The organism is Paenibacillus andongensis (genome assembly GCF_025369935.1).
Taxonomy (GTDB): Bacteria; Bacillota; Bacilli; order Paenibacillales; family NBRC-103111; genus Paenibacillus_E; species Paenibacillus_E andongensis.
The window spans coordinates 2,743,595-2,758,574 of the sequence record NZ_CP104467.1; the positions used below are offsets into that span (position 1 = coordinate 2,743,595).

A 14,980-nucleotide genomic window follows, 5' to 3' on the forward strand; every position below is an offset into this window, starting at 1 on the left:
GGATGAACGCACAGGAAACCAAAGAAGTGGATGATCTTGTACGGAAAATAAGAAAGAATGGAACGACGGTCATTCTTATCGAACATAACGTCGGAATGGTTGTTGGACTGTGCGACCGGCTCGTCGTTCTGGATCATGGCGAGAAAATTGCGGACGGCAAACCGGAGCAGGTCATCGCTCATCCGAAAGTCATCGAAGCGTATATCGGCAAGACCGACGAGACCGATCAGTCTGATGTGGAGGTGAATCCCATTGCTGCAAATTCGTGATCTTAACGTGTCTTACGGAAGCATTCATGCCGTTCGCGGGCTTTCTCTTCAGGTTGACGCCGGTGAAGTTGTCACATTAATCGGGTCGAACGGTGCGGGCAAATCGACGACGGTGAACGCGATTTGCGGAACCATTTCATCGCGGGGGTCCATTGGGTACAATGGGAAAGAACTGAATGGCATGTCCACCCATGACATTGTGAAAGAGGGGATCGTTATGGTCCCCGAAGGCAGAAGGGTATTTCCTAAGCTTTCTGTAGTCGATAACCTGCTGATGGGGGCTTTTTCGCGAAAAGCTTCTAAGGTAGAACTGAAGCAAGACATCGATTTCGTATTTGGTCTATTTCCGCGATTAGCCGAACGTCAAAGTCAATTTGCAGGTACAATGAGCGGGGGCGAACAGCAAATGCTGGCCATCGGTCGTGCGCTAATGGCGAAGCCTAAGCTGCTTATTTTAGACGAGCCGTCCATGGGTTTAGCACCGATTGTGGTCAAAGATATTTTCGAGACGATCCGAATCATCAAGAAGCAAGGATTAACGACGCTATTGATCGAGCAAAATGCCTCCATGGCTTTATCCGTGGCAGATCGCGGGTATGTGATGGAGCATGGGGAAATCAGGTTTCACGATACCGCGCACAATTTGCGTACGCAGGATAGCGTCAAGAAGGCGTATCTTGGCCATTAAGGGAGATATTTGCAATAGGGAACCATTTCATAGAGTAACCCCAAGACCTGGATTTTACAGGTCTTTTTTCGACCACATAAGAAAGTATAAGTTTTCGGTTGACGAAAACCGCTTTCTTATTGGCGATAAAACCTACCTCTAAACGCGGTCGCTCATCTTTGAATGGCCTCGATAGAGGTTTTCTCATTGGTAAAGGCAAGGGATTCAAGTTCGGACGATCTCTAAAATGTGAGTTTGTAGAATAAATGCGAAATTTGTAGATTTATATTATTCATTTCTATCGTTTGTGGTAAAATATTCTTAGGTAATTAGACCTAATTTGATCGGAGGGAAATGATATCGTGTTTGTTCAGAAAAATAGAGTTAGTCTTGTTCTTATGAGTTTCTTTTTGGTTTTGAGTTTGTTTCCATGGATGCTGCCGCAAATCGCACATGCTTCAGATGGAGTCCCATTTTCGACGATCAATGTACCTGGGACGTTTGAGGCGGAGGATTTTAACACTGGCGCGATAAATGATGCTTATTTTGCGCACCCGTCCGCGCAAATTACTCGCGATACCACGTATCGGGATGTGCAGAATGTCGATCTTTTTAAAGAAGTGATTAATTCGGTAACCTACCGATACGTAGTGAGTTCTAATGATCAGGTCAGCGGGTCGTCAACTGCGGGATATGTAAGCGAATATCTGAAATATACGGTGAATGTCAGCAGCGCGAATGCTGGCTGGCATGACATCAAATTCCGTGCCAAAATGGGCAGCTCCACAACGAAATCAACGATAACCGCGCTTATAGACGGCATTCAGCTTGGCGCAACGCCAGCGATAACAGGCACAACGTTCCAAGACTATACAGTGCCGATGCCTGTTAATTTGAGCACAGGGACACATGTACTGACTATTGAATTTGGCGGTCCAGATCCGGCAACGTATTTAGACAGCATTACGTTTACGAAGCGAGGGACTGCACCTACATATCCAGCTCCAGCTATTAAAACCGGCTTGCTGACCTCAGACGAGGTGGTAGTTGCCAATGTGACGGTAAGCGCGGATACAACGGGGACGAATGATGCGACGGCAACCATCCAGGCTGCTCTTGATCAGGCACGGGAAATGGGCGGCGGTGTCGTATTTCTACCAGCGGGAACGTATCGATTGAACGGAGGCCTGACGATTCCAACCAATGTAACATTACGCGGGGATTGGAAAAGTCCGCTTGACGGCACACCGGCAGCGGGTACGATTTTGGCTGCTTACAGTACGACAGCTTCCGCGATTTCTTTGAACGCGCCGAATACGACCGTGCGCAATCTTAGCATTTGGTATCCGAATCAAGGTAGTTACACAGGAGGCGTGTTTACGCCTACCTCTTACCCGTATACGATTGATTCGAATTCTTTTGCAGCGAATGTGGTGAACGTGACGTTCTACAATTCTTTTAAAGGCATCAATTTTTCGTCCGCCAGCGGCACGAATATCAGTAATATCTACGGAACCTTTTTATTTCAAGGCATTACGATGGATGGCAATTATGAATATTCGTATGTGACGAATGTGTTTATGGATACGGGAATTTGGCAAAATGCACCTTCGGCGATCACCAATAAACCGGACAGCACGCAGACTGGTTACATTAAAAGTTACACAAACTCGTTTTTATATGGGATGAAGCTGTGGAAAAATGACGGTTTAACGATGTACGATATTAGCGTTAACGATGCGAAAATGGGGATCTTGATGGAGCAGGGCCCGCCTACCTCTAACGGTTCCTATGGCGCGATGTCGAAAATAAACGCTTCCGTTCAGCAGGATTATTTGCGTCCGGAGGTCGGCGAATTTCTCAATCTTGATCAGGTGTGGCAAGCTCGTGGACAGCACTATACGTTTGCACCCGCCAAAAAGCCTGCAAGCGATACGAATTTTTATAATGTAAAAAATGCGCCATACAACGCGACAGGGAACGGGATCACGGATGATCGCACCGCGATTCAATCTGCGTTAACCGATGCAGGCAACGCTGGAGGCGGAACGGTATTCCTGCCTCCAGGTTCTTATAAAATTTCTACAACATTAAACGTTCCAAGCGGCGTTGAACTGCGAGGCAGCTACGATTACTTGCATGCGCATGAAAACCTAGATACGACCGTATTGCTTGCCTATGACGGCAAGGATACAGCTTCACCAGATACGGCGACGGCCTTCATTACGTTGAATGCGAACGCGGGTGTTCGTGGTTTGACCATCTTTCATCCTGAACAAGGCTTTGTGAATGGCAGTGACGTGTCAGTTCCAACTGATTTAAGAACGTTATATCCAATTCACACGTATCCGTATGCGGTACGCAGTGCAGGCTCAGGCACATGGATGAAATATGTCGAGCTTGAAAATAGCTACAATGGCGCTGATTTTGCCACGAATGCGTCGAATGATTTTGTTGTTTCCGGCAATTGGATCAATGCGGCCAAAAAAGCCGTTTATGTAGGCGGTGGAACACAGCGCGGCTGGGTGGAGCAGACGGCGGTCACCTTCGGAACACATTTTCAATCCAAACATAACAATAGTCCTCATACGTATGGCTTTACGCATGCCGTAAACTATACGCTGGCGAATACGGATGCCCTGACTGTGGGCAATGGCAATGATCTAAAAACATTCGCTGTGGATTCCTTCGGTGTGAAATCAGGGATTCGTACGATCAAAGAAGGCGCGGGTACCGGGCCGCAAAATGCATCATTCTATTTGCCTTCCGTCGATACCTCTTCCGGTCCAAACGTATCGGTTGAAGGCGGCGGAACGATCCAGATGATTGGCCTACAGGCGGGAAGCAGCACATCGCAAAACTTTGCGCGAACGACTTCATCTTTTAGCGGTACCTTAAATATCTATGATTCTTTACTTTGGGGGAATATGGTCAAAAGCGTCAGTATCGGCGGAGGCAGCGTGAATGTCTACGACAAGGATCTGAGTACGTATTCCCTTCCGATTTCGCAAAATAAAACGGCAACAAGCAACAGCTCTTCGGGCGGGGATACAGCTAATCATGCCGTAGACGGCATGGGAACATCCAAATGGCTTTCGACTGCAGCAGCACCTAATTGGCTGCAAGTTGATTTGGGGGCTTCCTATGATATTAGCCGCTGGGTCGTCAAACACGCAGGTTATAATGGAGAATCGACCACTTTAAATACAAAAGACTATAAGTTGCAAATCAGCAGTGATGGTACGAACTTTAACGACGTTGATGCTGTAACGGGAAATACAGCTAATCTTACGGATCGGGATGTATCCGCGAACGGCAGATATGTTCGGCTTTATGTAACGGCCGGTCAGCAGGATGGGACCAGTACAACACGAATCGTTGATTTCGAAGTTTATGGTTTGACGAATATTGCGCTGAATCGAACAGCTTCGGCAAATGCTTATAATTTGCCGAGTGAAGCGCCGCAGTTTGCTGGCGATGGTTCAACAGCTACCAAATGGGTATCTGTCGCGGCATCGCCCAACTGGCTGAAAATCGATTTAGGTAAGTCTTATCATTTGAAGCGTTGGGTTGTTAAACATGCGGGAGCGGGCGGAGAATCAGCGATTTATAATACCCGTGATTTTAAGCTGCAGGTAAGTAGCGACGGGATAAATTTCACAGATGTCGACACAGTAACGGGAAATTCGACAAATTTAACAGATCGCAGCATCAATACGAACGCCAGATATGTTAGACTGTATATAACGCAAGGAACGCAAATCGGTTATGACGGATATGCGAGAATTGATGAATTTGAAGTATATGGTACCGCAAGCGGGAATGCAGCGCTAAACAAGATAGCCACGGCAAATGCCTATAATTTGCCTAGTGAAGCGCCGCAATATGCTGTTGACAGCTCGACAGGTTCCAAATGGGCATCCGTCGCGGCGTCCCCGAATTGGTTAAAGATTGATCTGGGCTATGTGACTAACATTAGCCGTTGGGTCGTGAAACATGCCGCTGTAAATGGAGAATCCGCCAATTTCAATACCAAGGATTACAAATTGCAGGTGAGTAATGACGGCATTAACTTCACAGATGCCGATACGGTGACGGGGAATACAGCAAACTCTACGGATCGCAATGTGAATGCGACAGGAAGATACGTCAGATTGTACATTACACAGGGGACGCAGTCGGGATTTGACGGGTACGCCAGAATTTATGAGATCGAAGTTTATAACTAATCAGGAGGAATGAACGGATGCGTAAATGGATCATTGGTCTGACGGCCTTGTCCTTTATAATGACTACGGCAGGGTGCAGTAATACAGCGCAGCAACCGGTTCCTTCGAATGGACAAGCTCCAAACCAGGAAGATCGAACCGACGAGGCGTTTACGCTGCGCGTATCCTATTGGGCTCAAGATAAAAACGGATACTTTGAAGCGGTTGAAAAGAAGTTTAAAGCGAAATATCCGAACGGTTCAATCAAATGGGATAAATTGGATGAGAAAACTTTTGCCGAAGTGACAGATAACCAGTTAAAGTCAGGCCAAGCCGCTGATATCCTATTCAATCAGAAGATCAAGGATTACGCCAAAGCGGGTTATCTGCTGGATTTATCGGATCAGCCTTGGACCCAGCGAATGATTGAGTCTGCGAAGCAAACGGTTGCCTACAAAGGGAAAACCTATGGAGCAGCTCTTGATGTAAGTACCTTTGGCGTGTATTACAATAAAGCAATTTTTGATCGTATGCAATTGCAGACGCCGAAAACGTGGGATGAATTTATTACGTTGAGCGCCAAGATCAAGCAGGCTGGGATATCGCCGATCATAGGCGGATTTAAAGATGTTTGGACGATTCAGGGCGTGTACTTGCCTATTGCCGCAACATCAGAGTTTCTCCAAAACCCTAATTTTGAATTGGATTTATATGCGGGCAAAGTGAAAATTGACGGTCCTGAGGTCAACAACGCGATGCAGAAATTTGCCGATCTCGCGCACAATGGTTTTTTTAATCCGGATGCTTCACAAATCGGTTATGATGAATCGACGCAGCAATTTATTGACGGAAAAGGCGCTATGCAGTTAATGGGCAGTTGGACTCCTGGGGTTGTAGATAGTAAGACGGCTGATTTCAAAATGGGTTTTTTCGCTCTTCCAGATCAGAATGGAAAAACGGTAATGGCAGCAGCGCCGGACAAGCAGGTGTCGATTAATGCGAAAACATTATACCCAGTAAAAGCCAAATATTTAATGTCCCTTCTGCTGGATAAAGACATGTTGGCGATTTATAGCAAGAACTTTGCCTTATCTGCTTTTAAAGATGTGATTGCTGAGTACTCCAATCCGGCGATGAAAGATGTGCAGAAAGCGTTGCAGCTTTATCCAACATCGATCAACCCGGGACATTTGTTTACCAATTCAGCGAATGACGCCATAAATGCGGCGTTAAATCATATTTTGTCAGGGAAAGAGCTTCAAAATGAATTGAAAGAAGCCGATGTGAATTATATAAAGGATAAGGCGACCCTTATTCTGGATTGATGGTGAAGGACCCATGAACCTCATATTGCGATTACTTCGGCTTCACAGCTTAAAAGCACGATTGCGATTTTTTGGAATTTCGTTAGTGCTTATGGTTGGACTGCTTACCATTTCATCTTATTCCTTTTTAGAGTATCGCCAAACGGAAAGCAATCAGATTAATTCGATGAGAAAAGACAGTGCGATTCAGCAAACAGCCATAGATAGTTGGGTAGCTGCAAGAGCTTCTGAAATCCGCAATCTAGCTAATTTACAATCGACCGTAGAGCTGGATGCGGATGGTATTCAAAATAACCTTACCTTTTTTGCGTCACATCAACAGGAGTTCGAAGCGGTCTCTTTTGCAAATAAAGAGGGTATTGTTGAATTTAGCACAATGAACCAAATTGGCGCTTATTTTACCGAACGAACCTATTTGGAAGAGGCCTCCAAAGGTCGTGAATATATATCTGATGTGATGCTCGGCAAGGTCACCAATCAACCGATGATTTTATTTTCTGCTCCTGTGATGAATAAAAAGAAGCAACTTGCGGGTGTTATCTATGGAACGGTTACGTTAAAGACGATTGATAAACTCATGGAGCAATTTCGTAATGGAGACAGTGGTGAATCGTATTTGATTGACCGAAACGGCTATCTAGTCACTGAATCGCGGTTCAAGGGAAATTGGAAACGTCTGGAATTTCAATTAAACAGCGATATTCTCGAACGATCGAAACAAGGAACACAAGCAACCTCGACGTATGAGAGCTACCGCGGCAAGCGAGTTTTCGGGACTTACCAGTTAGTGAATAACGGAAAATGGATCGCTGTTAACGAAATTGAGCGAGATGAAGTGTATCGAACCTTTAATCGGCAATTAATTGTTATGATGATCATCATTTGTATCGTGCTTACATTAGGGTTTATCTTGATGCTGCGGATATCGTATCATATTGAACATCCCGTTCAGCATTTATTGAAAGGGGTTCAACGACTGAAGCAAGGCGATTATCATTATAAAATCGATTACAGCAGTTTGAAGTCAGCTCCCGTCGAGCTGCTGCAGTTATGTGAGGCATTTAATCAAATGTCGCAAAATATTCAAGACAATGAGCTTGAGCTTAAGCGGCAAAAGGAAGATTTGGCTGGTTCCAATGCGGAATTAGAGCAATTTGCTTATGTCGCTTCACACGATTTACAGGAGCCTTTACGGATGGTAGCCAGTTATGTGCAGCTGCTAGCAAAACGATACCAAGGTCAATTAGATCAGGACGCGGATGATTTTATTCATTACGCCGTTGATGGTGCGCAGCGTATGCAGAATTTGATCAACGATTTATTGGCTTTTTCCAGAGTGGGTACGAAGGGGAAGGAGCCTAAGTCTGTTGATTTTGAAGAGGTGCTGCAGCATGTGTCTACGAATCTACAACATGCGATTCAAGAATGTGACGCGCTGGTCACGCATGATCCTTTGCCTACATTGCTGGCTGATCCTACACAAATGGTGCAATTATTGCAAAATTTAGTTGGTAATGCCATTAAGTTTCGCGATGCCAACCGCGCGCCCATCATTCATATCGGGGTTAAACGGCAGGGGAATGAGTGGTTATTTTCCGTTCATGATAATGGAATTGGTTTTGATCCGAAGTATCGGGATCGCATTTTCCTCATTTTTCAAAGGCTCCATAATAAAACAAAATACCAGGGTACTGGCATAGGGTTGTCCATTTGCAAAAAAATTGTAGAACGTCATGGCGGGAAAATATGGGTTGATTCAGAAGTGGGTCATTCGACAACCTTTTACTTCACGCTGCCAGACAAAGGAGAACAGATTACATGATCGATAATAAGCTCAGTCAGAATGTAGAAATTCTTTTAGTAGAAGATAATCCCGGAGATATTCGTTTGATTGTTGAAGTGCTGAAGGAAGGGAAAATAAACAATAATTTGAGCGTGGTTGAAGATGGGGAGGAGGCTTTGGCATATCTCAAGCGCGAAGGCAGCTACCAGGATGCGATTGTGCCGGACATTATCTTATTAGATTTAAATCTTCCCAAAATCAATGGCACCGAAGTTCTTGCCGAAATTAAAAAAGATCCGCTGCTGAAGTATATTCCAGTCATTATTTTAACGACTTCCGAAGCAGAGCAAGACATCTTAAGAGCTTATGATCTGCATGCGAATTGTTATATCACCAAGCCTGTCAACCTAGAGCAGTTTTTAACAGTCGTAAGATCAATTGAAAATTTTTGGCTTACACTTGTTAAGCTCCCTAGGAGGTAGAACTATTGATCAAGGTTTTATTAATTGAAGATAATCCGGGAGATGCTCGATTGATTCGCGAAGTTTTATCGGATATAGATAATCAGAATATTACGTTGAAATGGGTCGATCAGTTGGAAACGGGCATTGAACTGATAACCAAGGATGATTTTAACGTTGTTTTACTCGATCTTTCACTTCCGGATAGTCATGGCATGGAAACAATCATCAGCTTTCGGGAGCAAGCGCCTGCCATCCCAATCGTTGTACTGACCGGGCTTGATGATGAGGAGGTTGCCATAAATGCCGTACAGCACGGGGCTCAGGATTATTTGATTAAAGGACAAGTCAACAGTTCGGTAATCATGCGTTCCATGCGTTATGCCATTGAACGTCATCGTCTTCAGGACGAGCTTTATAACTTATCTATTATTGATGAGTTGACGAGTCTCTACAATCGTCGAGGTTTTTTTAACCAGGGGCAGCAGGTTATGAATGCGAATGCTCAGGAAGGCAATGGCTTTTATTTGATCGTTGCTGATTTGGACGGCATGAAACAAATCAACGATTCCTTTGGTCATCATATGGGCGACTTGGCCTTAATGGATACGGCGAATATATTGAAAGAAGTTTTCTACGATTCTGATATTATTGCTCGTATGGGGGGAGATGAGTTCACCGTAATTTTACCGGATACGCATGGACATTCACCAAGCTTAGATACATTTGAACAGGAAATGATCTTGAAAATCCAGCAGAGGTTACATAGCTTTAATTTGAGCGCTGGCCGAATCTATCATCTTTCGATCAGTCTCGGATTATTTCATTATAATCCTGCTAAGCCCGTAACCTTAGGCGAATTGATTATCCAAGCGGATCATCGCATGTATACCCATAAAAAAGGAAAAGTTAAAGTTCTATGATCAGCTTATCATGGAATATCTTCCTCTAAATCTATTGGCAGAAAAAGTTAGTGCATGTATTAAGATTAAGATTGATTGTCCAAAAGAAATCGCTCCTTTGGTTATGGTAGGGTGGTTAACTCTATTTCACCAAAATGCGGTTTCTTTTTGTATGTATCATTTCATTATTTTTAACTTAAATTGGATGTTCCATTTTCATTTAGATTTAAGGTTGAACCTTTACACTTTTATGGTTAGCTGAACATCACGGATTCATACTAGAAAGTAGGGTGTTTTTTTCAATGGCACAGATACAGAGCATGCAAATGATCGAGAACAAGCCGTTTCCACCCAGAAAACAGCGTGGATGGAATTGGATTCTTTATCCGTTTGTTTTTATATTCGTTGTTATGGCTACTTCTGCAGCATGGTTTTATCTCACTGCGTCTGGAACGGCTTACCGATACATGATTGCTGATACGCTTATTACTTCTCAGCATCGGGATCTTGCGAAATATTTAATTGGCCAAAGCGAATTGGATAAGCGCGTAGATGACTATCTCAACAGGTTTAATGAAATGGGGCAAGTGAAAGATAATCACGCGATCAACTTGCCTAATAAATCCAATAAGGATGTAGAAGTAGAGGCAATTGAGGGAAAAGGGTATAAGGGGCATATTCTATACGTGCATAATCCCAAAATGATTCGAGTGGTTACGACATCGATTGTCGGTCAGGGCGAGCAGATTTTGGATATGGTTAAAAGGACCGGAGCCATTGCTGGGGTTAATGGCGGAGCCTTTGATGATCCTAACTGGGATGGGAATGGCTTTAAACCTGCGGGCATCGTCATGTCCGGAGGCAAACTTTTGTACAAAGATGTTGGGATGGAAGACCCGGTAAATGTCGTGGGAATTGACAGAAACGGAGTCATGGTGGCAGGCCGGTATAAACCGTCGGAATTGATTAAGATGGGCGTAAACGATGCTGTAACATTCCAACCCAAATTCATTGTGAATGGAAAAGGCCTAATCAAAAGTGAATCAGACGGTTGGGGAATTGCTCCTCGTACCAGTATGGCTCAATTAAAAGATGGGACAATCTTATTTGTAGTCATTGATGGCAGACAGCCTGGGTACTCCGTTGGAGCCACGCTGTACGATGTTCAGAAGATTCTGCTTGAAAAAGGTGCTGTAACCGCGGCTAACCTTGATGGAGGCTCATCCTCAGTTCTAGTCAAGGATAATCAAGTGATTAATCGACCATCAAGCAGCTACGGGATGCGGTATCTGCCTACTTCATTCTTAGTCTTTGATCATCCAGAACGAGTCCATCAAAGTAATATCTGGGAAGGGATTGATATGACACACTTCAATTCCTCTAACAAACCTTTTTAAATAATAAAAAAATAGATTTTGCAGTATCGACACCTTTGAGGTGTCATTTTTTTGTCGAAAAACATATGCATACAGCAAGCACGAATCGACATACGGAATGATAGATTTGGCATATGATAGATTTGTATTATTTGCGTAATTATTCATTTGAAGGGGTTGATCGTTTTGGGCAAAAGCAAAATAGAAATATCCTCAAAAGGTATCGAAAAAACTCTTCGTAAGTTTGATTATTTGCAAGCTATATCTGAATATATTTGGAATGGATTCGATGCGGAGGCTACTGTGGTAGATATTAGGCTTTCTAAGAATGTTTTGGGCGGCATAGATCAAATTGTTATTGCTGATAACGGGTATGGCATAAATAGGAAAGAATTAGAACGGAAGTTTACGCCGTTTTTTGAATCAGAGAAGCAAGTTGATCCTGAAAAGCGAGGCAGAACGACTTCTGCCATGCATGGAAAGAATGGCATCGGTCGATTAACCTTCCATCATTTTGCTTCCGATGCAGCTTGGAAAACGACCTATGTGGACGGGCTTCTTAAAAACACGTATACCATTCGTATTCATTCGAAAAATTTGGATACTTATGAGGTGACGAATAACATCCTAACAGATGAAGAAGTGGGGACGACGGTAACTTTTCAAAATATCATAAAAGACTTTGTTTATGAGGATTTGTTGACTTTTTTATGTAAGGAATTTGGGTGGTTCCTGGAGCTTCATTCTGAGAAACATTTCGACGTTAGAATAGATGGCGTATCCTTAGATTACTCGTGTGTGATCGCCGAAAGAGAATGTTTTAAAATCGTTCATGTGCCTACTCAAACGGAGTTTGCCATCAAATATGTTCGTTGGAAAGATAGAATTAATCATGAATATTCCAAACTTTACTTTCTCGATTCGAATTTAGCGGAGAAGCATAAGCAGCCGACAACTTTTAATAATAAAGGTGATTCCTTCTATCACAGTGTCTATATTCAAAGTAAGGGATTTGATCATTTCGATTTTGATAGTGAAGACAACGGTGGACAATTGGAATTATCTTTTGGAGCAAGCCGAAGAAGCGAGGCATTTCAATTTTTACTTGAAGAAATCAACACGTTTATTAAGCAAAAAAGGAAGCCCTATTTAGGATTATTCGCAGATCATGTGATTGAAGACTTTGCGGAATCTAAGGCATTTCCTACTTTTAATGACGAACCTGAAGACACTACCAGAAAAGAAGAGCTGGAATCTGTCATCAGGGAAATGTGTCAACTAGAACCTAGAGTGTTCACCCGATTAAATCCAGAACAGAAAAAATTGGTGGCTCATCTTATTCACTTAGCGATGGGATCGAATGAGCGGCAACGTTTGTTGGAGGCTTTATGAGGCATGAAGTGCGGAACGCAGATCCTTTATTTTGGGGATTATGTGCATAAAATCAAAATAAGAGGAACGAGAAAGCGCTATTTGACCAATTGGAACGATCTGGAGGCAAAAAAACGCGATATAACGCATCCTCGTTCCTCTTCCTCGTGATTTCGGGCATTTTCGCCCAAATAGCGCTTCGTCGTTCCCTCAACATTTTCTAGTTTCTATTGTGTTGCTCCACAGCCTCAATCACTTTCAGCCGAGTATCAAGGTTCACCGGATGTCCATAGGCAAGTTCCAGTGCCCATAGGACTGCGCCAGTTGCGGGCGGGACTTGCAGTAGGATGTAATTGCAGCTGTGATTGGTCAAGTTTGCGATATGTTTTTTGAAGTTTTGGAGCAGCAGAGGACTCTCTGCTTTGACCCAAACAGAGCCTGCCAGAATGATATCGACTTCCTGACCAAAATCTAGATTGTGCATACAGCCAACCGTGGAGAAAGCCAGTTGTTTGGCTGTGTTATCTAATATATTCAGAGCTGCGGAATCCCCGTTATCTGCCGCGGAGAACAGGATTTGCACCAGCTTGGTGGTGGGACTTGTTCGCTTTTGTATGGCGTTCAAGGTGTATTCAATGAACAATTCTTTCCTGGGTATTTGCAGCAGCTTCATGACGGGGTCAGTCATCTCGGTTTCCGGCCCCATACGGTAGAAAAAGTCATAGACAGACCGAAGTGTTTTTCTGGCTAGAAAAAAACCCCCGGCCTCATCCCCGGAAAGCTCACTGCCAACACCGCCTACTTGAAGGCGCTTTCCACTTGGAGAAATGCCGCCCGTAGAAGAGCCTGATCCATTAATGGAGCAAATGCCGAAGCCCTTTTCACTGCCAGCTTTAACACCCAGGAATGAGTCGTTGTCCATGGCATAGTGAGTAAAACCGATACGCTCAATGACTGTACATAAATTTTTCTTCTGGGATGGAATGTCCGCACCGGCTAATCCGAAGGCACCTGCTGCAATATGATCCATGGTTAACTGATTGCGCGTCAGCAGATGCTGAATATTTTCATTCATGATTCTGAATGCGCTCAAGTATGCGTCGGGGAACTGCTCGTGACTGCATGTCCCTGCGTGAATATGGTCTACAAAGTTCCCATGGATATCAAATAGAAAGTAGTCCGTTTTACTATTTCCGCCGTCGACACCGATAATGTAGTTTTTATCGATCATAACTACTACTCTTTTGCGAAAAATTGCGGGAGATAGGACTTGTGGGCTTCCTTCAACTCATTGAAGCAGTTATGCGCGGCATCGTAGTCACCGACCAATGGATTCATCAATAGGGCACGCATGGCGGCATCTTCACTGCCGTTCACTGCGGCAGATACGGTTTCACGTTCGTAGGCTTTGACCATACGCATATAATCGATGATATGTTGATTGTTGAAATCTTTTACTTTGATCGGTGCAGCGCCATCTTTTCCAATAACAGCACAAACTTCAACGGCATCGGAGTCTTCCATGAAATCTAGTGCCCCGTTGTTAAGAAGGTTGACTACATGAACCTCTTGTTTGTCGTTATATATGGCATCGACTAAGCTGATGGCCACTTCCGAATAATTGGCACCGCCGCGAGTAGAAAGCAGTTCTGGTTTTGAATGCAGCTCGGAATCCAAGTAGATGTTTAGCAGTTCTTCCTCAATCTGCATACATTTCTCGCCTCGTGTTAATTCGCTTTCTTTCAGCAATTTAAGCTTCTTCTCTTTGAAGTAATAATATTCCAAATAAGAAGAAGGTATCGCTCCTACCATCTGAACGACCTCTTTACTGAATCCGCTTGAAGGTATATTCTTCATCGCTTCACTGTTAAGCCCCATATCTAGTGCTGTTTTCACATAATCCGTTCCATCTTGCTCAATAGACGTAATCCAGCTTAAATGGTTAAGTCCAACATAGGTGAAGCTAGCATGGTCTAATTGCAAGGTTTCACGAATGCTCTTGAACATGTTGAATGGGACATTGCACAGACCAAGCATTTTCACGTTGGAATGGTTTAGCAGTGCTTCTGTAATTATTCCGGCTGGATTGGAAAAGTTGATGAGCCAAGCATCCGGACACAGTTCTTTCATACGGTCGGCAATATGAAGCATTACGGGAATTGTACGCATGGCTTTGAAAAAACCGCCGATTCCGCAAGTTTCTTGCCCGATTAAATCGTATTTGAGAGGAATGGTCTCGTCGAGTACACGGGCAGGCAGCTTGCCCACACGAATTTGTGACAACACAAAATCCGCATCCTGCAGCGCTTCATCCAAGTTTTCGGTTAAGATCACTCGACATGGAATATTCGCTGACTGTATCATGCGTTCACAGAGTTTTCCTACAATCTCCAGTTTTCTTGCATCAATATCCATAAGCACTAGTTCATCTATTGGTAATACATCTTTACGCTTAATCATTCCTTCAATCAGTTCTGGTGTGTAGGTGCTCCCTGATCCAATAATCGCTATTTTCAATTTATTATTCATCCATGTATTCACCCTTCCTATTCAGCTCAATCTCGCTGCTATTATAGCATCGCTTTCCGAAACGTCGCAATATAAATTGTAATTTTATT

At 43.7% G+C, this 14,980-nt stretch carries 11 protein-coding genes; 9 read left to right on the forward strand and 2 right to left on the reverse strand.

Features of this window, described 5'->3' with window-relative positions:
• Positions 1-95: 95 nt before the first annotated feature.
• From NYR53_RS34635 to NYR53_RS12080, 9 genes are all read left to right on the forward strand, one after another.
• Entirely contained in the window at positions 96-269 is a 174-nt protein-coding gene (locus NYR53_RS34635; RefSeq protein ID WP_437180176.1) for an ABC transporter ATP-binding protein C-terminal domain-containing protein, read from the forward strand.
• On the forward strand, positions 253-957 hold the full coding sequence (locus tag NYR53_RS12045; protein ID WP_261305386.1) for an ABC transporter ATP-binding protein: 705 nt from the start codon (positions 253-255) through the stop codon (positions 955-957). The genes NYR53_RS34635 and NYR53_RS12045 overlap by 17 nt, the downstream gene beginning before the upstream one ends.
• 341 nt (positions 958-1,298) lie before the next feature.
• A complete protein-coding gene (locus tag NYR53_RS12050) occupies positions 1,299-5,165 on the forward strand; it encodes a galactose-binding domain-containing protein (RefSeq protein ID WP_261305387.1) in 3,867 nt (1,288 codons plus the stop codon).
• A 17-nt stretch (positions 5,166-5,182) separates the two neighbouring features.
• Positions 5,183-6,469, forward strand: coding sequence for an ABC transporter substrate-binding protein (locus NYR53_RS12055; RefSeq protein ID WP_261305388.1), 1,287 nt, complete (start codon positions 5,183-5,185; stop codon positions 6,467-6,469).
• Positions 6,470-6,482: 13 nt separating this feature from the next.
• A complete protein-coding gene (locus NYR53_RS12060; protein WP_261305389.1) occupies positions 6,483-8,291 on the forward strand; it encodes a sensor histidine kinase in 1,809 nt (602 codons plus the stop codon).
• Entirely contained in the window at positions 8,288-8,734 is a 447-nt protein-coding gene (locus NYR53_RS12065) for a response regulator (protein ID WP_261305390.1), read from the forward strand. Before NYR53_RS12060 ends, NYR53_RS12065 begins: the two co-directional genes overlap by 4 nt.
• A 5-nt stretch (positions 8,735-8,739) precedes the next feature.
• Positions 8,740-9,636 carry a GGDEF domain-containing protein gene (locus NYR53_RS12070; protein ID WP_261305391.1) on the forward strand — a complete coding sequence of 299 codons (897 nt, stop codon included), beginning with the start codon at positions 8,740-8,742 and terminating at the stop codon, positions 9,634-9,636.
• A gap of 281 nt (positions 9,637-9,917) precedes the next feature.
• On the forward strand, positions 9,918-11,012 hold the full coding sequence (locus NYR53_RS12075) for a phosphodiester glycosidase family protein (RefSeq protein WP_261305392.1): 1,095 nt from the start codon (positions 9,918-9,920) through the stop codon (positions 11,010-11,012).
• Between the two features lie 165 nt (positions 11,013-11,177).
• Positions 11,178-12,383 carry an ATP-binding protein gene (locus NYR53_RS12080; RefSeq protein ID WP_261305393.1) on the forward strand — a complete coding sequence of 402 codons (1,206 nt, stop codon included), beginning with the start codon at positions 11,178-11,180 and terminating at the stop codon, positions 12,381-12,383.
• 199 nt (positions 12,384-12,582) lie between these two features.
• On the opposite strand, the gene NYR53_RS12085 is transcribed toward NYR53_RS12080, so the two are convergent.
• Both NYR53_RS12085 and NYR53_RS12090 read right to left on the reverse strand, forming a co-directional pair.
• Positions 12,583-13,593 carry a BadF/BadG/BcrA/BcrD ATPase family protein gene (locus NYR53_RS12085; protein WP_261305394.1) on the reverse strand — a complete coding sequence of 337 codons (1,011 nt, stop codon included), beginning with the start codon at positions 13,591-13,593 and terminating at the stop codon, positions 12,583-12,585.
• Between the two features lie 5 nt (positions 13,594-13,598).
• Entirely contained in the window at positions 13,599-14,891 is a 1,293-nt protein-coding gene (locus tag NYR53_RS12090; RefSeq protein ID WP_261305395.1) for a 6-phospho-beta-glucosidase, read from the reverse strand.
• Between the last annotated feature and the right edge of the window lie 89 nt (positions 14,892-14,980).